The sequence below is a fragment of the Streptomyces sp. L500 genome, assembly GCF_054551825.1.
Window position 1 is genome coordinate 131,520 of the sequence record NZ_JBTOLC010000002.1, and the last position, 19,514, is coordinate 151,033.

At 72.5% G+C, this 19,514-nt stretch carries 18 protein-coding genes; 6 read left to right on the forward strand and 12 right to left on the reverse strand.

The genetic code is table 11. The features are described 5' to 3' along the window. Positions 1–15: 15 nt before the first annotated feature. Positions 16–423: a peptide-methionine (R)-S-oxide reductase MsrB gene (gene msrB / locus ACX9I7_RS03480; protein ID WP_459386450.1), complete on the forward strand. Its 408-nt coding sequence runs from the start codon at positions 16–18 to the stop codon at positions 421–423. A 9-nt stretch (positions 424–432) separates the two neighbouring features. Here msrB and ACX9I7_RS03485 read toward each other — a convergent pair whose 3' ends face one another. The 4 genes from ACX9I7_RS03485 to glgX all read right to left on the reverse strand — a co-directional run bounded on the left by ACX9I7_RS03485 (position 433) and on the right by glgX (position 7,230). Continuing rightward, positions 433–726, reverse strand: coding sequence for a hypothetical protein (locus ACX9I7_RS03485; RefSeq protein WP_387571661.1), 294 nt, complete (start codon positions 724–726; stop codon positions 433–435). Between the two features lie 98 nt (positions 727–824). Beyond that, the gene (gene treZ, locus ACX9I7_RS03490) at positions 825–2,564 is read right to left on the reverse strand and encodes a malto-oligosyltrehalose trehalohydrolase (RefSeq protein ID WP_387571658.1); all 1,740 of its coding nucleotides are present in this window, start codon (positions 2,562–2,564) and stop codon (positions 825–827) included. A gap of 44 nt (positions 2,565–2,608) precedes the next feature. After that, complete coding sequence (treY, locus tag ACX9I7_RS03495) at positions 2,609–4,978, reverse strand: malto-oligosyltrehalose synthase (protein WP_459386451.1); 2,370 nt, start codon at positions 4,976–4,978, stop codon at positions 2,609–2,611. Between the two features lie 104 nt (positions 4,979–5,082). Next, on the reverse strand, positions 5,083–7,230 hold the full coding sequence (gene glgX / locus ACX9I7_RS03500; protein WP_392754347.1) for a glycogen debranching protein GlgX: 2,148 nt from the start codon (positions 7,228–7,230) through the stop codon (positions 5,083–5,085). Between the two features lie 285 nt (positions 7,231–7,515). On the opposite strand from glgX, the gene ACX9I7_RS03505 reads away from it, so the two are divergent. The 3 genes from ACX9I7_RS03505 to ACX9I7_RS03515 all read left to right on the forward strand — a co-directional run bounded on the left by ACX9I7_RS03505 (position 7,516) and on the right by ACX9I7_RS03515 (position 10,612). Next, complete coding sequence (locus tag ACX9I7_RS03505; protein WP_387571651.1) at positions 7,516–8,760, forward strand: SAV2148 family HEPN domain-containing protein; 1,245 nt, start codon at positions 7,516–7,518, stop codon at positions 8,758–8,760. A gap of 129 nt (positions 8,761–8,889) precedes the next feature. Next, on the forward strand, positions 8,890–9,639 hold the full coding sequence (locus ACX9I7_RS03510; protein WP_459386452.1) for an exonuclease domain-containing protein: 750 nt from the start codon (positions 8,890–8,892) through the stop codon (positions 9,637–9,639). A 94-nt stretch (positions 9,640–9,733) separates the two neighbouring features. Then, positions 9,734–10,612, forward strand: coding sequence for a DUF4190 domain-containing protein (locus tag ACX9I7_RS03515; protein ID WP_387571647.1), 879 nt, complete (start codon positions 9,734–9,736; stop codon positions 10,610–10,612). A gap of 51 nt (positions 10,613–10,663) precedes the next feature. Here the strand turns inward: ACX9I7_RS03515 and ACX9I7_RS03520 are convergent, their stop codons facing one another. The 3 genes from ACX9I7_RS03520 to ACX9I7_RS03530 form a co-directional block, all read right to left on the reverse strand. Next, positions 10,664–10,879 (reverse strand): hypothetical protein, encoded by a 216-nt coding sequence (locus tag ACX9I7_RS03520; RefSeq protein ID WP_459386453.1) that lies wholly within the window; start codon positions 10,877–10,879, stop codon positions 10,664–10,666. A 123-nt stretch (positions 10,880–11,002) separates the two neighbouring features. Next, positions 11,003–11,512 (reverse strand): metallophosphoesterase family protein, encoded by a 510-nt coding sequence (locus tag ACX9I7_RS03525; protein ID WP_387571641.1) that lies wholly within the window; start codon positions 11,510–11,512, stop codon positions 11,003–11,005. Between the two features lie 17 nt (positions 11,513–11,529). Beyond that, positions 11,530–11,844 (reverse strand): hypothetical protein, encoded by a 315-nt coding sequence (locus tag ACX9I7_RS03530; protein ID WP_387571639.1) that lies wholly within the window; start codon positions 11,842–11,844, stop codon positions 11,530–11,532. Positions 11,845–12,031: 187 nt separating this feature from the next. Between ACX9I7_RS03530 and ACX9I7_RS03535 the strand changes: the two genes are divergently transcribed. Beyond that, positions 12,032–12,970 carry a zinc metalloprotease gene (locus ACX9I7_RS03535; protein WP_387571637.1) on the forward strand — a complete coding sequence of 313 codons (939 nt, stop codon included), beginning with the start codon at positions 12,032–12,034 and terminating at the stop codon, positions 12,968–12,970. A gap of 7 nt (positions 12,971–12,977) precedes the next feature. Here ACX9I7_RS03535 and ACX9I7_RS03540 read toward each other — a convergent pair whose 3' ends face one another. Continuing rightward, positions 12,978–13,844, reverse strand: a complete 867-nt coding sequence (locus ACX9I7_RS03540) for a phosphotransferase enzyme family protein (RefSeq protein ID WP_459386454.1) — start codon at positions 13,842–13,844, stop codon at positions 12,978–12,980. A 167-nt stretch (positions 13,845–14,011) separates the two neighbouring features. Then, positions 14,012–16,798: an NACHT domain-containing protein gene (locus ACX9I7_RS03545; protein WP_459386455.1), complete on the reverse strand. Its 2,787-nt coding sequence runs from the start codon at positions 16,796–16,798 to the stop codon at positions 14,012–14,014. Between the two features lie 57 nt (positions 16,799–16,855). Between ACX9I7_RS03545 and ACX9I7_RS03550 the strand changes: the two genes are divergently transcribed. Continuing rightward, positions 16,856–16,984 (forward strand): hypothetical protein, encoded by a 129-nt coding sequence (locus ACX9I7_RS03550; protein WP_459386456.1) that lies wholly within the window; start codon positions 16,856–16,858, stop codon positions 16,982–16,984. Here the strand turns inward: ACX9I7_RS03550 and ACX9I7_RS03555 are convergent. Genes ACX9I7_RS03555 through ACX9I7_RS03565 form a run of 3 tightly spaced genes read right to left on the reverse strand, consistent with a single transcriptional unit; the run spans position 16,974 to position 19,467 of the window. Then, positions 16,974–17,738: a sirohydrochlorin chelatase gene (locus ACX9I7_RS03555; RefSeq protein WP_459386457.1), complete on the reverse strand. Its 765-nt coding sequence runs from the start codon at positions 17,736–17,738 to the stop codon at positions 16,974–16,976. The two genes, ACX9I7_RS03550 and ACX9I7_RS03555, sit on opposite strands and share 11 nt — an antisense overlap. A gap of 12 nt (positions 17,739–17,750) precedes the next feature. Beyond that, positions 17,751–18,659 carry an ABC transporter permease gene (locus tag ACX9I7_RS03560; RefSeq protein WP_459386458.1) on the reverse strand — a complete coding sequence of 303 codons (909 nt, stop codon included), beginning with the start codon at positions 18,657–18,659 and terminating at the stop codon, positions 17,751–17,753. After that, the gene (locus ACX9I7_RS03565) at positions 18,646–19,467 is read right to left on the reverse strand and encodes an ABC transporter ATP-binding protein (protein WP_459386459.1); all 822 of its coding nucleotides are present in this window, start codon (positions 19,465–19,467) and stop codon (positions 18,646–18,648) included. The genes ACX9I7_RS03560 and ACX9I7_RS03565 overlap by 14 nt, the downstream gene beginning before the upstream one ends. Positions 19,468–19,514 lie beyond the last annotated feature (47 nt).

Here is a 19,514-nt window from a genome sequence, read left to right on the forward strand (position 1 = left end):
CGGAGGGCGTACGGCATGGCGTACGAGGTCGAGAAGACGGACGAGCAGTGGCGCGCGGAGCTGACGCCTGCGGAGTACCAGGTGCTCCGCCGGGCGGGCACCGAGCCCGCCTTCCGCGGTGAGTACACCGACACGAAGACGGCGGGCGTCTACGCCTGCCGGGCGTGCGGCGCGGAGCTGTTCCGCTCCACGGAGAAGTTCGAGAGCCACTGCGGCTGGCCGAGCTTCTTCGACCCGAAGGACTCCGACGCGGTCGAGCTCCTGGACGACCGCTCCCACGGAATGGTCCGCACCGAGGTCCGCTGCGCCCGCTGCGGCTCCCACCTGGGCCACGTCTTCGAGGGCGAGGGCTACCCCACCCCCACGGACCAGCGGTACTGCATCAACTCCGTCTCGCTCCGGCTGCGCCCGGACGAGGACTGAGCGGAGCGCTCACCCGGTGAGGTCCGCGAGGCCCTTCTTCAGGTCGTCGAGGTTCATCACCGGGTTCAGCTCGACCTCAGCGTCCGCCTCCTGGAAGAACTTCTCGCCGATGCCGACGAGCTGCGAGGAGTCCCGCATATCGAAGACCATGAGACAGGACCGGCCGCCGTCCAGGGGCGCGAAGTAGGCGGCTTCGGGCTTGAGCTCCTCCACGATCTTCTCCATCAGCCTGGGCAGGCTGCCGTCCTTGACCCCCGCGTTCGACGTGTGGGTGTCCAACCGGGCCCGCAAGAGCATGCGCATGGCCCTCACTCCTTCACCTGCGCGGTCGCGTCACTTCCAGGGTCGGCCCGCCACGCCCGGGGGCGCAAACGCGCAAACGCGCAAACGCGCGGAGACGATCAGCGCAGCACCGCCGCCGTCTCCGGCGGCAGCCGCAGCACGCCGTCGGGGCCGTCCGGCAGGCCCACCGGGCGCCACGCCGCGACGGCCTCCGTCACCGGGCCGGTCAGCCGTAGGGCGGCCGGGCGGGCGGCGAGGTTGACCGCGACGTGCAGCGGGCCGCGCCGGAAGGAGACGAGGCCCTCGGCGGTCACGGACAGCGCCTCGTACCGCCAGCGCGGGTCCGTCAGGGCGGGCTCGGCGCGGCGCAGGGCGATCAGCTGCCGGTACCAGGCGAGGAGCCGGGCGTGCGGGGGGCGGCCGGGTTCCGTCCAGTCCAGGCAGGAGCGGTCGCGGGTCGCCGGGTCCTGGGGGTCGGGGATCTCCTCGGCGGGCCAGCCGTGCGCCTCGAACTCCCGGCGGCGGCCGGTCCGTACGGCCTCCGCGAGGGCCGGGTCCGGGTGGTCGGTGAAGTACTGCCAGGGCGTCCGGGCGCCCCACTCCTCGCCCATGAACAGCATGGGGGTGAAGGGCGCGCACAGCACGAGCGCGGCCGCGCAGGCCAGCAGGCCCGGGGAGAGCCGGGCGGAGAGGCGGTCGCCGAGCGCCCGGTTGCCGATCTGGTCGTGGGTCTGGGCGTAGCCGAGGAGCCGGTGGGCCGGGGTGGTGGCCGGGTCCAGGGGGCGGCCGTGGCGGCGGGCGCGGAAGGCGGAGGGCGTGCCGTCGTGGAAGAAGCCGCCGCGCAGGGTCTTGGCGAGGGCGTGGGCCGGGTCGGCGGCGAAGTCGGCGTAGTAGCCCTGGGACTCGCCGGTGAGCGCGGTGTGGAGGGCGTGGTGGAAGTCGTCGTTCCACTGGGCGTGGAGACCGTGGCCGCCCGCGTCGCGCGGGGTGGTGGTGGCCGGGTCGTTGAGGTCGGACTCGGCGATGAGGAACAGCGGTCTGCCCAGCCGTCCGGCCAGCTCGTCGACGGCGGCGGACAGGTCGGCGAGGAAGTGCCGGGGCCCGGTGTCGGCGAGCGCGTGCACGGCGTCCAGCCGCAGCCCGTCGAGCCGGTAGTCGCGCAGCCAGGCCAGGGCGCTGCCGATGAGGTACGCCCGTACCTCCGGTGATCCGGGCGCGTCGAGGTTGACGGCCGCGCCCCAGGGGGTGTGGTGGGTGTCGGTGAAGTACGGGCCGTACGCGGGCAGGTGGTTGCCGGACGGGCCCAGGTGGTTGTGGACGACGTCGAGGACGACGCCCAGGCCGAGGCCGTGCGCGGCGTCCACGAACCGCCGCAGCCCGTCCGGGCCGCCGTAGGGCTCGTGCACGGCCCAGGGCGCCACCCCGTCGTACCCCCAGCCGTGCCGGCCGGGGAAGGGGCAGACGGGCATCAGCTCGATGTGCGTGACGCCCAGGTCCGCGAGGTGGGGCAGCCGCCCGGCCGCCGCGTCGAAGGTGCCCTCGGGGGTGAACGTGCCGGTGTGCAGCTCGTAGAGGACCGCGCCGGGCAGCCCCCGGCCGGGCCACGGATGCCGCCAGGCGAAGCGGCCGAAGTCGACGACGGCGCTGGGCCCGTCCGGCCCGTCCGGCTGCCGGCGCGAGCGCGGATCGGGCCGGGTGGGGCCGCCGTCGAGGGCGAAGCCGTAGCGGGTGCCGTGCCGGGCGGGGGCGTCGCCCCGCCACCAGCCGGGCCGGGCCGGGTCGGCCTCCATGGCGTACGTCCGGCCGTCCGCCTCCAGGGCGACGTGCCGGGCCTGCGGTGCCCACACCTCGAACAGCACGGCGGCTCCTCTCGACGAGGGAGTTTTCCCCGTACGGGCCGACATCAGCCCCCGGAAACCAGCAGCGCCACCGGCCCCGCGGCCAGCAGCTCCGCCACCGCGACCCGCCCCCGCCACACCCCACCCCCCAGCAGATCCCGCCACTCCCCGTCCCCGGGCAGCTCCAGGGCCGTGTCCCCCCAGCCGCCCGCTTCCCCCAGCCGCCCCGCCAGCCGCGTCGCCACCGCGACGACCCCGCCCCCGCGGGCGAAGGCCACGACGTGCCCGGCCCGCGCCCCCACCGCGTACAGCGGCACGTACGAGCCCCCCGCCCCGAACCACTCGGGCCGTTCGCGCCGCAGCCGCAGCGCCGACCGCGTCAGCCGGAGCTTCTCGCCGGCGAGCCCGTCCTCCGTCCCGTCGGGGAAGGGAGGGACCGGCCGGTTGTCCGGGTCGACGAGCGCCCGGTACAGCCCCTCCGTCCCCATGTACACATCCGGCACCCCCGGCATCGTCAGGTGGAGCAGCGCCGCCCCCAGGGTGTTGGCCCGTATGGAGGCGCCGACCTCGCCTTCGAACGCGGCCAGGGCCGCCCGGCCCTCCGCCCCGCAGGGGCCGGTGGTGACGAAGGCCGCCACCGCCGCCTCGTACGCCGCGTCCGGTTCCGTCCACGTCGTCAGCAGCGCCGCCTCCCGGGCGCCCTTGAGGGCGGCGGGGACGAGCCGGGCGGGGTCGGGGTCGCCGAGGGCGAAGGCGTTCTGCCAGGCCGTCCACGCCAGATGGGGGTCCGGGGCGGGGGAGTCGGACCACAGCCGGTCCATCAGCCGGGCCCAGCGGGCCGGGTGCTCGCTCAGCGCGGCGATCCGCGCCCGCGCGTCGGCGCTGCGCTTGGTGTCGTGCGTGGACAGGACGGTCCCGCCGTGGGGCCGGTCGCGCTGGGCGCGGGCGCAGAAGGCGTGGAAGTCCTCCGGAGCGACCGCCGGCCGGTCGGGGGTGCCGCCCACCTCCGTCGCCGACAACAGGGGCGCGTAGCGGTAGAAGGCGGTGTCCTCGACGGACTTGGCGCGCAGCGCCGACGCCGTCTGGGCGAAGCGGGCGCAGAAGTCCCGCTGGTCGGGGCCGTCGCCGAGGCGGCCGAGGGCGGCGTCGCGGATCAGCTCGACGGCCCGGGCCTCCTCGGGCACGGCGAAGGCTCCCCGGGCCCCCCGGGCGGCCTCCTCCAGCAGGGCGGCGTCCGTGGGCGCGGCGGGCCGGCCCGCCGTGACGTACGGGCGGTAGACGGGCAGCCGGACGAGGATCTCGCGCAGGGCGGTGCGCAGCGCCCAGGGGGCGTGGTCGCGCAGCCGGTGGGAGGTCTCGCAGAGCCGGACTGCGGTGCGGACGAGCCGCTCGGTCTCGGCGGCCAGCTCGTGGCCGATGACCCGGTGGGCGGCGCGGCGCGCGGTGGCGGGCCAGTCGCCGCCCCGGTCGGGTGGGCAGCCGGTGAAGGCGAGGTAGAAGTCGGTGAGTTCGCCGAGCCCGGCGGGGTCGGTGAACAGGCCGTCGAGCCGGCGCAGGGCGTCGTAGCCGGTGGTGCCGGCGACGGGCCAGTCGGCGGGCAGCCGTTCGTCCCCGGCGAGGATCTTCTCGACGACCGTCCACCGCCCTCCGGTGGCCTCGTGCAGCCGCCGCAGATACGCGGGCGGGTCGGCGAGCCCGTCCGGGTGGTCGACGCGCAGCCCGTCGAGGACGCCTTCGCGCAGCAGGCGGAGGATCGTGGCGTGGGTGGCGGCGAAGACCTCGGGGTCCTCCACGCGCACCGCGATCAGCTCGGAGACGGTGAAGAAGCGCCGGTAGTTGAGCTCGGTGCGGGCCAGCCGCCACCAGGCGGGGCGGTACCACTGGGCGTCGAGCAGCTCGGGCAGCGGGAGGCGTTCGGTGCCGGGCCGCAGGGGGAGGACGAGGTCGCCGTAGCGCAGCTCCCCGTCGGCGGTGGTGAAGCGTTCCAGCTCGTCGCCGAGCCGGCCGGCGAGCACCGGCAGCAGGACCTTGCCGCCGTGCTCGGCCCAGTCGATGTCGAACCAGCGGGCGTACGGGGAGGCCGGGCCGTCGCGCAGCACGTGCCACAGGGGACCGCCCGGCCGTCCGGCGGCGGGCAGGGCCATGTGGTTGGGCACGATGTCGGCGATCAGCCCCAGCCCGTGCGCGTGGGCGGTACGGGCCAGGGAGCGCAGCCCGTCCTCTCCGCCCAGCTCCGCCCGTACGGCCGTGTGGTCGACGACGTCGTAGCCGTGGGTGGAGCCGGGGACGGCCTCCAGGAGGGGGGAGAGGTGCAGATGGGACACGCCGAGCCCGGCGAGGCGGGGCACGATCCGCTCGGCCGCCGCGAAGGGAAAGCCGGGCTGGAGCTGGAGCCGGTAAGTGGCGGTAGGCGGATGACGGCTGTCGGGCTTCACAGGAACATACGTACCCACGGCAAGCCCCTGTAAGGGGCGCGATGAACTGCGCGACAAGCCCCACCGCCCCGCAGGTGATTCACCGCCCACCCCAGCGGGAGCGATCACGCCGGCCGCTGAAGCACCGCCAGACTGCGGTCGACAAGAGTCAGCCGTTCCCCCGCCCGCACCTTCGGCCCGTCCGCCGCCACGCCCTCCGGGCGCGCCGTGTCGACGACGACCTGCCACTGCGCGCCGTGGTCGACCGGGACGGTGAAGTCCAGCGGCCGGTCGTGGGCGTTGAACATCAGCAGGAAGGAGTCGTCGGTGATCGGCTCGCCCCGGGGCCCGGGCTCGGAGATGGCGCTGCCGTTGAGGAAGACGGTCAGGGACCTGGCGTGGGCGACCTGCCAGTCACCGTCCCGCATTTCCTCCCCTTCCGGGGTGAACCAGGCGATATCGGATAGGTCGTCGTGGGTGCCCTGCACCGGCCGCCCGTGGAAGAAGCGCCGGCGGCGGAAGACGGGGTGGTCGCGGCGGAGCCAGACCAGCGAGCGGGTGAAGCGCAGCATCCGCAGCGCCCGTGCCGTCTCCTCGTCCACGTCCTCCTCCGCCCCCTCCGGGCGGCGCGGCCAGCGCACCCAGGACACTTCGCCGTCCTGGCAGTAGGCGTTGTTGTTGCCGTGCTGGGTGCGGGCGAACTCGTCGCCGTGGCTGAGCATCGGCACGCCCTGCGAGACCATCAGGGTGGCGATGAAATTGCGCATCTGCCGCTCGCGCAGGGCGAGGACGCCCGGGTCGTCGGTCGGTCCCTCGGCCCCGCAGTTCCAGGAGCGGTTGTGGCTCTCGCCGTCCCGGTTGTCCTCGCCGTTGGCCTCGTTGTGCTTGGCGTTGTACGAGACGAGGTCGTGGAGGGTGAAGCCGTCGTGGCAGGTGACGAAGTTGACGGAGGCCAGCGGGCGCCTGCTGTCGCCCTGGTAGAGGTCGGAGGAGCCGGTCAGCCGGGAGCCGAACTCCGCCAGGGTGGCGGGCTCGCCCCGCCACAGGTCCCGCACGGTGTCCCGGAACTTTCCATTCCACTCGGTCCACAGGGGCGGGAAGTTGCCGACCTGATAGCCGCCCTCGCCCACGTCCCACGGCTCCGCGATCAGCTTCACCTGGCTGACCACCGGATCCTGCTGCACCAGGTCGAAGAACGACGACAGTCGGTCCACCTCGTGGAACTGCCGCGCCAGCGTCGCCGCCAGATCGAAGCGGAAGCCGTCCACCCGCATCTCGGTCACCCAGTAGCGCAGCGAGTCCATGATGAGCTGGAGCACGTGCGGGCTCCGCATCAGCAGGGAATTGCCGGTGCCGGTGGTGTCCATGTAGTAGCGCGGATCGTCGGTCAGCCGGTAGTACGACGCGTTGTCCAGCCCCCGGAACGACAGCGTCGGGCCCAGATGGTTGCCCTCGGCCGTGTGGTTGTACACCACATCCAGAATCACCTCGATGCCCGCCGCGTGCAGCGCCCGCACCGCCGTCTTGAACTCCAGCACCTGCTGACCCCGGTCACCCCACGACGCGTACGCGTTGTGCGGCGCGAAGAACCCGATGGTGTTGTAGCCCCAGTAGTTGACCAGCCCCGCGTCCACCAGCCGGTGGTCCTGCACGAACTGATGGACCGGCATCAATTCGATCGCCGTGACCCCCAGCTCCCTCAGATGCCCGATCACCGCCGGATGCGCCAGCGCCGCGTACGTCCCCCGGATCTCCTCCGGCAGCTCCGGGTGGCGCATCGTCAGGCCCTTCACATGGGCCTCGTAGATGACCGTGCGGTGGTACTCCGTCCGGGGCGGCCGGTCGTCCCCCCAGTCGAAGTACGGATTGACCACCACCGAAGTCATCATGTGCGGTGCCGAGTCCATGTCATTGCGCTTCTCCGGCCGCCCGAAGGGATAGCCGTAGACCGCCTCCCCCCAGTCCACCGCCCCGCTCACGGCCTTCGCGTACGGGTCGAGCAGCAGCTTGGCGGAGTTGCAGCGCAGACCACGCCGCGGCTCGTACGGGCCGTGCGCCCGGAAGCCGTACCGCTGACCCGGCATCACCCCCGGGAGGTAGGCGTGCCATACGAACGCGTCCGTCTCCCGCAGCTCCACCGCCGTTTCCGAGCCGTCCCCGTGCAACAGGCACAACTCGATCCGTTCGGCGGCCTCCGAGAAGACCGCGAAATTGGTTCCGGCGCCGTCGTACGTGGCACCGAGGGGGTACGCCTGTCCCGGCCAGACCTGCATGCCCAGAAGTCTTCCACCCCCGGCCGCGCTTTCCGCAGATCTTCCGCAAAAGCCGGTCCACCGCCCGCCCCGAGGGCTCCGCCGAGCGGGTGACACCACCCTTCCGCCACCCGTCCGGCTACTTCTGGCTATGAATCAGATCACGTCCGGCGCCCGGGTATCGGACAACCGGCACGTCCGACGGCAGAGTTGGCCGAAGGCCCGACGGACGCGCGTGCCCCCCCCTCCCGCCCGCGCAGTAGTCTGCCTTGATCATTGGGAGCGGGGGCGGAAGGCGGTGCGCTGGTGAGCTCGGGCGGGCTGGAGCTGCCCCCTGGGGACGGCTGTCCGGAAGAGGACGGCACGTCCGACACCCCTCCGGGCGTGGTCTCCCTGACCCGCCCGAGGGAGATCGGGGCGGAACTGGACTGGGGCGCCGACGCCTGGGGCGAGGTGCGCACACGCGCCCGCCGGGCGGGGCGTGCCTACATATGGCTCAACCTGGTCGAGCAGCGGCTCCGCGCCGTCGTCGCCGCCGTGCTGCGCCCGGTCTACGAGCCCGTCCACGGCGACGAGGAATGGGTCGTCGCGGCCGCCGGCCCGGCCGGCCAGGAATGGGTGCAGCGCGCCGTCGCCGTCCGCGAGGTCAGCCGCCGCAAGGGTTATCTGCTCGACCCGGCCGACGACAACGTCCTCAGCTTCCTCACCCTGCCCCAGCTGCGCGAGCTGGTCGTCCAGCACTGGCCGTGCTTCGAGCCCTACCTCGACGACCGGCGCGAGCTCGAACTCGTACTGGACGAGCTCGAGGTGGCCCGCAACGTCGTCTCCCGCAACCGGGCGCTCTCCCAGACCGTCCTCGCCCAGGCCGAACGCGCCTCGGCCCGGCTGCTGGACATCCTCGGCAGCGGCACGGGCGCGTCCTCCGGCGACCGGCTGCCCATAGACGCCGTCGAGGACCTCGTCGGCGACCGCTACGCCGACGTCGTCGGCGTCCACCCCGACCGGGTGCGGCTCCAGCGCCAGCTGCCCGTCGAGGACCTCTTCGGCAGCGCCCGCCGTCTCGACGCCGTCGGCATAGGCCTGAACCTCCTCGTCCAGAACTACTCCGGACGGCGCATGGTCCGCCTCGCCGAGGCCGGCTGCCGCACCCGGCTGCTCTTCCTCAACCCCGCCAGCAGCGCCGTACGCCGCCGGGAGCGGGAACTGGGGATCAAGAAGGGCGAGATGAGCCGGTCCGTGGAGATGAACATCATCCACATGCGGCGGGTGCGCGCCGCGCTCCGGGACGCCTCCTCCTTCGAGATCCGCGTCTTCGACGAGACCCCGCGCTTCACCGCCTACCTGGTCAACGGCGACGGCTCGGACGGGGTCGCCGTGGTGCAGTCCTATCTCCGCAAGGCGCGCGGCATGGAGTCGCCGGTGCTCGTCCTGCGCGGCGGCCACGGCCGGGGCGTGCTCCGGGAGGGGCGCCCCGACGCGGACGGCGGGCTCTTCGACACCTACCGCGAGGAGTTCGAGGGCGTGTGGGAGGACTCCAGGCCGGTGTCGTAGGCGGATCTCTCACGGCGTCTCTCACAGCGTCTCTCATGGCGCCTCGTTTCAGGGGCGCGGCCCGTTGTCAGTGGGCCGTGCGACGCTGGGGACCAGACGGGGGAAGCACTACCGACAGGGGGGACCGCGATGGCCTGGCACGAGGAGCGTCTGGTCGGCTTCGATCTGGAGACGACGGGCACCGACCCGTCGACGGCCCGGATCGTCACCGCGGCGGTCGTGGAGACCAAGGGCGGCGAGGTCGTCGCGAGCCGGCTCTGGCTGGCCGACCCGGGCACGCCGATACCGGCCGAGGCCACGGCGATCCACGGCATCACGACCGAGCGGGCCGCCGACTGCGGGCGGCCCGCGCGCGAGGTGGCGGAGGAGGTGGCCACCGCCCTGGCCGGCCACTGGTCGATGGGCGTGCCGGTCATCGCGTACAACGCCGCCTTCGACCTGAGCCTGCTCTCGGCCGAGCTGGAGCGCTACGGCCTGCGGTCGCTGACCGAGCGGCTGGGCACTGAACGGCTGGGCGCCGAATGGCCGGGCGGGGACGGCGCGGGCGCGCCGGCGGTCGTGGGCCCGGTCGTCGATCCCCTCACCATCGACCGTGCCGTCGACCGCTTCCGCAAGGGCCGGCGCACGCTGGCCGCCGCCTGCCGGGAGTACGGGGTCGTGCTCGACGGGGCGCACGAGGCGGGCGCGGACGCCCTGGCGGCCGTGCGCGTGGCGCGCGCGATAGCCGGGCGGTACGCGCACATCGCGGCGGCCGACCTGTGGGAGCTGCACCGCGATCAGACGCGGTGGTACGGGGAGTGGGCGGCCGACTATCAGAAGTGGCTGCGGCGGCAGGGGAATCCGGAGGCGGTGGTGGAGGGAACGTGGCCGCTGCGCTGAGCCGGGCCCAAGTGCGCCCTTATAGGTAAGGAAACGGTAAAACCGACTGGTAATGTCGTTGATCCGCCGATTCGACCTGCCTGAAGGATCTTGCATGAGCATGCCCACTCCGCCCGGCGACCGGAATCCTGTGGACCAGGCGCCGCCGGCCGCCCCGGAGCCGTGGGGCCCTCGCCCGGCGGAGCCCGCCCCGGCGTACTGGCCGCCGTACCCGATACCTGTGCCCCAGGCGCGCAACAACGGCATGGGCGTCACGGCCCTGGTCCTCGGCATCACCGGCGTGGTCCTCGGTCTGACCGTCATCCTGTTCTGGCTGTCCTGGCTGCCGGCCCTGCTGGCCGTGGTCTTCGGCTTCATCGGACTCGGCTACGCGCGCAGGGGGCTGGCGACCAATAAGGCGATGGCGCTGGCCGGGGTGATCACGGGCGTGGCCGGTCTCCTGATATCGGCCGGCGTCGGCGTGTTCTTCGTGGTGGTGGCGAAAGAGGTCGCCGACGACGGTCGTGCGAAGGCCGAGCGGGCGAAGGCGGCGGCCGCCGCCGAGGAGGAGAAGGAGAAGGCGGAGGAGAAGGCCAGGCACCTGTCGTTCGGTCAGTCGTACACGTTCAAGAACGGTCTGAAGGTCACGGTGGCCAAGCCGCAGCCGTTCGACCCGCGCGAGCCCGTGTTCGGCCACGCGGAGGGGAACAAGGCCGTTGAGGTGACGGTCACGGTCGTCAACACCGGCACGGAGCGGATCGCGGTCGAGTCGGGGCTGCCCAACGTCAACGACGCCAACGGGGCCTCCACGGAACTGCTGATCGACGGAAGCGGACGCCAGAAGGTCATCACCGGCTACGTCCTGCCCGGCAAGGAAGCCGTCGGCAAGTACGCCTTCTCGCTGCCGTCCGACGCGGCCGGCAAGGCCGAGGTCGAGTTCAGCCCCGATGGGAAGCGGTTGGCGTACGCCTACTGGTCCGGCCCCACCTCTTGAGCGGTCGGGCGCCGGCCGCGCCGGGGTTGGGTCCGGGGTCCAGCCCGGTGTTCAGTCCGGGGGCTCGTCCGTCCGCGGTTCGCCGGAGCCGCCCGTACCGCCGGTCCGCTCGCCGGGGTTCCTGACGTCCTCGGTGCCCTTCCGGCTGCTGGAGGTCTCCGGGCCGGCCGCGCTCCGCTGCGGTGCGGCGCCCGCCTGCTGGTCCTGCATGTCCCGGGGAACGGCCTTGCGGCGCCCGGACGTCTTCCTGGGCTGCTGCCGAGCCATATCGGCCACCTCCGTGGTCATGAGCGCACCCACTACCCGGATGCGGCGGGCCCCCCGGGTACCCGGGAGCCGGTCACACATGCGGTGCCGACGAAACGGCGGTCCCTACCCCGACCGTGGTCCCTACCTCGCCTCCGCCGCCTCGATGCGGTGCAGTGTCACTTCGGTGAGCTCGCCGCCGTCCGCACGAGCGGTCATGTACGTGCGGTAGGGCTGACGGCGCCGGTCGGTGGGCGAGCCGGGGTTCAGCAGGCGCAGGCCGCCGGGGGCGGTGGTGTCCCAGGGGATGTGGCTGTGGCCGAAGACCAGTACATCGGTGGCCGGAAAACGTTCGGCGCAGCGTTCCTCGCGGCCGCGCGCCGGGCCCGTCTCGTGGACGATCGTGAAGCGCAGTCCGCCGAGCTCGGCGTGGGCGATCTCGGGCAGCCGGGCGCGCAGCTCGGGGCCGTCGTTGTTGCCGTGGACGGCGACGAGACGGCGGGCGCGGGCGGTGAACAGCTCCAGGGTCGCGATGTCGGTCCAGTCCCCGGCGTGGAGGACGACGTCGGCCCGGTCCATCGCGTCCAGAAGGGGTGGCGGCACCTTCCGGGCCCGGGTGGGCAGGTGGGTGTCGGACGTCAGGAGCAACCGCATGGACCCGACCCTGGCCCCTAGCCCCGTACCCTGAGCGCGCTCTCGTCGCAGGAGACGATCTCCAGCTCCCGTCCGGGCCGCCCGGCCGTCGGGAAGGAGATCGTCAGCCGGACGCCGTCCTTGGTCTGCCAGACGCCGGGCACGGAGTCGGGGGCGTCACCGCGCCCGATGGGGTGGTCGACGAACGTTCCGTCGGCGGCGAACTCCATCCCTTCCCGCCCTCGCGAGGGCGGGAAGGGATGGTCGGCGGGCCGGTAGACGGAGACGTCGGCGGAGTCCTCTTCGCGGGAGTGGATCCAGCTCCGGAAGAGAGCCGGGGGCGGCTCGTTCATTCCTCAAACACCTCAGTAATCGCCCGGGTTCACCTGAATGGCGGGATCCGGAAGGTTGACATACGGTTGGAATTGAATTCCGGTATATCCATCTCTTTCCACGTTCTACGGGTCTACCGTAGACGCCATCGGGCCCGATTCTCTCCCGTAACTCGCCGCGTCTGACGGCGGTCAGAGGAGGTGCCGCATGCCCGAGAACCGGCAGAACGCCACATCCGAGAGGTCACCCGAGAGCCTGCTGTGCGGGACCATGGAAGTCCACCGCAGACTGCTCACGGAACACGCTCCGTACGCGGGGGCTCGTGCGGCCCTCGAGAACAAGGCCTTCGCCTACGAGAAGGGCCACGAGCGGACCACGCGTGCCGGAGTGACCCTCATCCCGGTCGTCGTCCACGTCGTGCACCAGAACGGCGCGCAGAACATCGACGACGCGCAGGTCGCCAGCCAGATCGACGCCCTCAACCGGGACTACCGCAAGACCAATGGGGACGTCTCCGGCGTCCCGGCCGTCTGGCAGGCACTGGCGGCCGACTGCGACATCGAGTTCCAGCTGGCCACCACCGACCCGTCCGGGGCGCCGACCAACGGCATCACCCGCACCCAGACCGCGACCGCGAGTTTCAGTACTGACGACGCCGTGAAGTCGACGGCGACCGGTGGCCAGGACCCCTGGCCGACCGACCGCTACCTCAACCTGTGGTCCTGTGAACTGGGCGGCGGGCTGCTCGGGTACGCGCAGTTCCCCGGCGGACCGGCCGCCACCGACGGCGTGGTCATCCTCCACTCCGCGTTCGGCACCAGCGGGACCGCGACGGCACCCTTCAACCTGGGCCGCACCGCGACCCACGAAGTGGGCCACTGGCTGAACCTCTTCCACATCTGGGGCGACGACGGCACGGCCTGCAACGGCACCGACTTCGTGGCCGACACCCCCAACCAGGGCGGCCCCAACTTCGGCAAGCCGGACTTCCCCCGTGTCACGTGCAACAACGCACCCGACGGCGACATGTTCATGAACTACATGGACTACGTCGACGACGCGGCCATGTTCATGTTCACGGAGGGCCAGCTGGCGCGCATGAACGCCACCCTCGACGGACCGCGCGCCTCGTTCCTCAGCGCGTAGCCGCGCTTCAGAAGGGATACCAGCGCACCGCCGGGTCGTTGTCGCGGAGGGAGGCGACCCGGCGGTGGAACTCCGTGAGGGCGGCCGGATTGCCCGGCGCGTGCTGGGCCACCCAGGCGCAGCTCGCCGTCTCCCGGGCCCCGCGCAGCACGGCGCAGCCCTCCCACTCCCGGACGTCCCAGCCGTAGGCGTGGACGAAGGAGTGATAGGCGTCCGGGTCCAGCCCGTACCGGTCCTTGCTGAGGGCCATCACCACCAGGTCGTGCTCGCGCAGGTCCGAGGCGAAGGTCTCCAGGTCGACGAGTACGGGACCGTCGGGCCCGATGTGGACATTGCGCGGCAGGGCGTCGCCGTGGATCGCCCCCGGTGTGAGATGCGGGGTGAGGGCGGCGGCCGCGGCGGCGAAACCGTCGCGGCGCTCGCGCAGATAGTCGGCGTCGGCCGGGTCGATCGCCGTCCCGGCCAGCCGCAGCCACCGTTCGACGCCGCCCAGCAGATCGCGCCGCGGCAGCCCGAACCCGGGCTCGGGGAGAGCGTGCACCTGCCGGAGCAGCCCGGCCAGATCGGCGGGACCGGCAGGGCGCTCGGCCGCCGGGAGCCGGTGCCAGAGCGTCACGGGGTGCCCGGCGGCGACCAGCACCTCGGGCTCCGCGGCCCGCACCGCCGGCACGCCCGCCTCCGCGAGCCAGGCGGCGATCCGCAGCTCACGGGTGGCGCGCTCCACGAGGGACGCGTCCCGGCCCACCTTCGCGACGAGACCGTCGGCGGCGAACACCGCGTTCTCGCCGAGGGCCAGCAACTCGGCGCCGGCCGCCGGGAGCGGGGTGCCCGCCTCCGCGAGGATTTCCCGTGCCCGTTGTTCGGTGAATGCCACGCCGTTCCTTCCGCTTTTCCCTCTCCAGGATGCCGCCAGTCTCCCTCATGGGCGGTGGTATCCGGACACGCCGGAGTTCGGCCGATCACGTAACCCCTGGTACGGTCGCGTCCCATCGGCTGCCGTGCCCAACCCCCACGGGGCACGGCGGCCGCCGCACACGGCGGTCAGTAGCGGGGGCCGGGGACGACGGTGACCTTGCCGGGCGGGAGGAGGTCCAGGTTCAGGACCTCTTTGGCCTCCGCGATGACGATGTCGGGGTGGTCGATGGTGGCGAGGGTGCTCAGGTCGACGACCGTTTGATGCGACCAGTGGCAGGAGAGCCTGAGCAGCCGGAGTCCCGGGAAGACCTTGCCCACGGGTGTCAGGTCGACAGGGTGCGAGGGACGCACGAGCATGAGTTCCCGTACCTGGGGGAGCACGGGACCCATGGCGAGCCGGGGCATGATTTGCTCGATGATCATCAAGTGAGTCAGTCGCGGGAGACGCGTGAGCTCTTCGCGATCCCCGTCGGGGAATCGGGGGGCATTGATGGTGAGATGTTCCAACCCGTCGAACGCCTCCAGTCCCGTCAGGGATCGCGACGCTTTCCGCTGCCATACGTGGAGCTTTCGTAGTTTGGGCATGGCGGGCAGCGACGAGGTGTGCGACCGGCGCACGGGGAGGTCGAGGTTCAGCTCCTCCAGCTCCGGCAGCTCGGCCACGCGGCGCAGGTCGTGCGGGCGAGTGTCGTGGATCAGCAGCTTGGTGAGTGGTAGCCCGTCGAGCGGCGACAAGTCGGTGATCTCGGAGCACCTGAGCAGGGAGAGCTGGCGCAACCTCGGCAGGCTCCGGAGGAAAGTCACATCGTTCAGCCGCTGATTGGCGGACAGCATGATGCTCGTCAATCGGTCAGGATCGACCACTGCCAGGATGTCGTCTGCGGAGAGGTCCCCGATGAAGGAGATGTCCGACTTCTGCGGGAGGTTTGGGGCGAGTTCCAGAGCGGCGCGGCTGCGGACGGTGATGCGGCACTCGGCCGGCAGGTGGTTGAGGATCTCTTCCGCGAACTCGCCGGGGTCGAACGAGTCCCAGCTAGCCGACAGTGCGCCGATGACGCGGGGGTCGCGACAGCCGCGATACCGCTTGAGCAAGGTGAGAGCGGCGTCCCCGCCGACGTCCGCCGCCGTGTGGACGACAGCCTCCGCCTCCTTCTCCGACAGCCCCTGCGGACCTGGCAGCAGATCGAGGATCACTGGCCCCACCATGGCCAGTTTGTTGGCCTCGGTGTTGCTCCGCGGCGGCACCAGCTCCGTCGCCCGCTGCTCCACCTTCGCCCGCACCTCCGGGGCCAGCTCCGTGGCCTGCTCCAGGCAGGCCATGGCGAGCAGGTGCAGCCGCGTCCGGTGGTCGGCGGATTGATCGCCGCGTGCCATGAGCTGGCGCAGCAGCGTCGCCCGCTCCGCCGGCCGCGCGTGGGCCACGGCCATCCGTACGACGTCCTCCCACTGGTCGTCGTGGGCATTGCGCACCAGCAGTCCGAGGTCGTGCCCCTCCACGGCGGCCTTCGCACCGAGGTAGTCCTGGAACGTGCGGTGGACGAAGTCGATGGTGTCCGCCGTCGGTCTGCGGAGCAGTCCGCAGCGGGAGACCAGATGGGTGAGGACCTGCCGGGCGTCGCCCTGCCCCGCGACGGTCGGCATCGCGGGAAGAACGTCTTCGAGAACGGCCAGGGCGGTCCTCTCCTCCATCTCTGCCTGGCTGTTGCGGATGAGCCAGTACGCCAGCCGCTGCAGCAGCTGAACCGCCTCGTGCTGTGTGAGGCAGATTCCTTCCGGGGCCTCGATTCCCCGCTCGTCGTCCCTCCGGCCCAGCAGCATGGCCAGCGCCGCCTCGTACAGTTCCATCCGGCTCCGGGGAAGACGTCCCCGGCGGTCGCGATGGAGCGCGCACAGCAGGGCGCACATCAGCGGCGTGGTCGCGAGCTGGGCCAGTGACCGCTGGGCCCTTACGGCGTCCTTGAAGCGCTCTTCGAGTTCGGGCTCGGTACGGGCCGCCGTGTGCCACCGTGTGGCGAAGACGAGGACGTCCTTCCGGTTCATCGGCCGTACGGTCAGCTCCGCGAACCCCGCTGCCTCCAGCCACCGTTCGGGCACGGCGGTCGGCCGCGTGGTGACCAGGAAGCTCGAACGAGGGTAGGCCGCGATCAGGTCGCGGAGCCACTCCTTCGTCTCTTCGCGCCGATGGGCGGGCACCTCGTCGATGCCGTCGACGAGCAACAACCCCCGCCCGCTCTTGAGGACCCTGTCCGCCCAGTCCTGCGGCTGCGCCGGGGCGAGCGGGCACCTGATGGCTTCCAGGAAACGGTCCGGAGCGGGTGGGGCGCTCTTGAGGTCGAGCCTGCGCAGGGGAATGACGAAGGGGACGCTCCCGCGCCGGGCGGAGGTGACCGCCAGCCACTGGACGAGCGTGGTCTTGCCGCTGCCCGCGAGCCCGCGGATCAGCGCTCGCTGCTGCCCGGCCAAAGCCTTCTCGGCGCGTTCGACGACGGTCAGGGAGCCGTCGCGCCTGCTCGTCAGTTCCAGGCTGACGTAGGCGGGCTCCAGTGGCCAGCTCGCCGCATGTGATCCCCGCAGATCGAGGCCGACGACGGTGAGATCGCTGTGCCGCTCGACGACGTAGCGGCAATACCGTTCTTCGAACGGGATGTCATCCGCCCGGACAGCGGCTTCGACGATCTCCTCCGCCGCTCTCTCCCGCAGCACCAGCAGCGGGCCCGGGTCGGCGCCCAGGGCCTTGGCGAGGGCCACCACCGTGCCCTCTGTCGGCACCTTCCGCCCGTTGAGGGTCTGGCTGACGGTCGTGTGCCCGAGCCCCGCCCGTCGCTCCAGCGCCACATGCGTCAGGCCGCGCTCGAACCGCAACCGGCGCAATCGCGCGGCCAATTCGGCCGACGCCCCCGAATCCGCACCCATCCGTTCATCTTCATACGCGCGAACGCCGGCGAACGCGGAATCGCGGAAGTTCAGCCCATGACCCTCGAACTGCTCATCCTCATCACGGCGTTCATCGCGATCCTGTCCCGCACCGACACCACCCCCGCCGACCGCGCCGCGCTCCTGACCGCCTTCGTCAACGTCCTCGCCCTGCTCACCCGGTAGCCGCCACAGCCAACCGAGGCGCCACCCGCGTCGCCTCCTCGTACCGCCGCAGCACCAGCGCCGCCACTTCCGGGGCCGGCCCCAGTACGTCCGCGACGAAATCGGCCCCCCGCGCCCCCGCCGCGATGCGGTCCGGCAGCCGTCCCGGGGCCAGGACGTACGGCGCGACCGCCACGCGCCGTACGCCCTCGGCGCGTCGCAGCGCGCGCACCGCGTCCTCCGTTCCCGGAAAGGAGGCGGAGGTGGAAGCGGAGGCGAACGCGGGTCGCACGGCACACCAACCACTCGCGTGCCGCCACTCCCGCGCGATTTCTGCGATCACCGCGATCGCCTCCGGGTCCGATGAGCCCGCCGAGGCCAGGACGACCCCGGTCGAGCTCCGGTCGGCGTCCCGCACCCCGGCCTGCCGCAGCCGTCGTTCCAGCGCGTCCGTCAGCAGGGACGACGGGCCCAGGACGGGCGCCTGGTGGACGGTCGGCCCAGACAGCCGGGCTGTCGCGCCCGCCAGCACCGCCGGAATGTCCGCCTTCGCGTGGAACGCCCGCGTCAGCAGCAGCGGAACCGCCACCACCTCCCCGACGCCCTCCGCCGCCAGCCGTTCCAGCACGCGCGGCACGCTCGGCGCGCAGAAGTCCAGGAAGCCGACCTCCACGCGCAGCCCCGGCCGGCGCCCCGCGACCGCCTGCCGCAGCGCGGCGACCGTCGCCGCGTGCCGGGGGTCGCGGCTGCCGTGGGCGATGAGGAGGAGGACCACGAGCAGCCGCCCCTACCGCGTCGCCAGGCCGCGCGAGCGCAGCACCCTGCGCTCCAGCGGGCTGAAGACGATCAGGTCGATGGCGATGCCGACGAACAGGATCAGGACGATGCCCAGCAGCACCCCCGGCATGTCCGAGTCCGTGCGGGCGTTCTCCAGGTACTGACCCAGGCCCAGGCCCAGGTCCGGCGAGGACGCGATGAGTTCCGCCGCCATCAGCGATCGCCACGAGAAGGCCCAGCCCTGCTTCAGCCCGGCGAGGTATCCCGGCAGGGCCGCCGGCAGCAGCACGTGCCACGCCCCCCGCGCGCCCGTCGCGCCCATCGTGCGGCCCGCGCGCAGGTACAGCGGAGGCACCTGGTCGATGCCGGAGACCAGGCCGTTGGCGATCGACGGCACGGCGCCCAGCAGGATCACCGCGTACATCGCCGAGTCCGTGATGCCCAGCCAGATGACGGCCGCCGGCACCCAGGCCACCGACGGGAGGGACTGGAGCCCGGACAGGACCGGGCCCAGCGCCGCCCGTATCAGCGGCACTCTGGCCACCAGCAGCCCCAGCGGCGTGCCGATGGCGAGGGCGGCGAGGAAGCCGAGCAGGCCGCGCGAGACGCTGGTCCAGACGATGCCGAAGAGCGTGCCCTCCAGCCACAGCCGGCGCAGGGCGCCCCACACCGCCGACGGGTCGGGGAGCTTGTAGTCGTCCGTGACCCCCGCCAGGACCAGCAGCTTCCACACCACCAGCACCAGGACGACGGCCGTCACGGGCGGCAGTACCTTGCGCAGCAGCACTTCCCGCAGCGGCGTCCGCTTCACCGGCACCGCGTCGAGGGCGTCGAGGCCGGCCTCCAGGCCCGCGAGATCCCCCTCTCCGATCCGGGAGCCCTCTCCCGTCGGGGGGCGTTCGGTCTCAGTCCCTGCCATGGCGGCGGATCTCCCCCCGGAGCTCTTCCGTGATCTCGACCGACAGGTCGGCCACCGCCGCGTCCTCGATCCGGCGCGGCTGCGGGATGTCCACCGTCCACTCCCGCACCACCCGCCCCGGCCGGGACGACAGCAGCACCACCCGCTGGCCGAGCCGCACCGCCTCCCGGACGTTGTGGGTGACGAACAGCACCGACAACGAGGTCTCCGACCAGATGCGCGTCAGCTCGTGGTGGAGCACGTCCCGGGTGATGGCGTCGAGCGCGGCGAACGGCTCGTCCATCAGCAGCACCCGGCTGTCCTGCGCCAGGGCCCGCGCCAGCGCGACGCGCTGCCGCATCCCGCCCGACAGCTCGTGCACGCGCTTGCCGTACGAGCCGCCCAGCCGGACGAGCCGGAGCAGTCGCTCCGCCTCCGCCCGGCGCTCCGCCCTCGGCACGCCGCGCAGCCGCAGGGCCAGCTCGATGTTGCGGCCCGCCGTCAGCCACGGGAACAGCGCGTGCTCCTGGAACATCAGCGCCGGGCGGCCGCCGGGCACCTCGATGGTGCCGGCCGACGGCCGGTCCAGGCCGGCCACCAGGTTCAGCAGTGTCGACTTGCCGCAGCCCGAGGCGCCCAGCAGGCACACGAACTCCCCGGGACGGACGTCGAGGGTGATGTCGTCGAGTACCGAACGGCCGTCGTAGCTCTTGTGGACGTGGTCGATCCGGACGCCCGTCGCCGGTGCCCGGTCCTCGCCGACGGCGGCCGTGGCGGCCGTGGCGGACGCGGTCGTGGCGGACGTATTCGTGCTCAGTGCCGGTGCCATCCGGTCACCTCCTGGTCGGGGAGCGGGCATACGAGCCCCTACTGCCG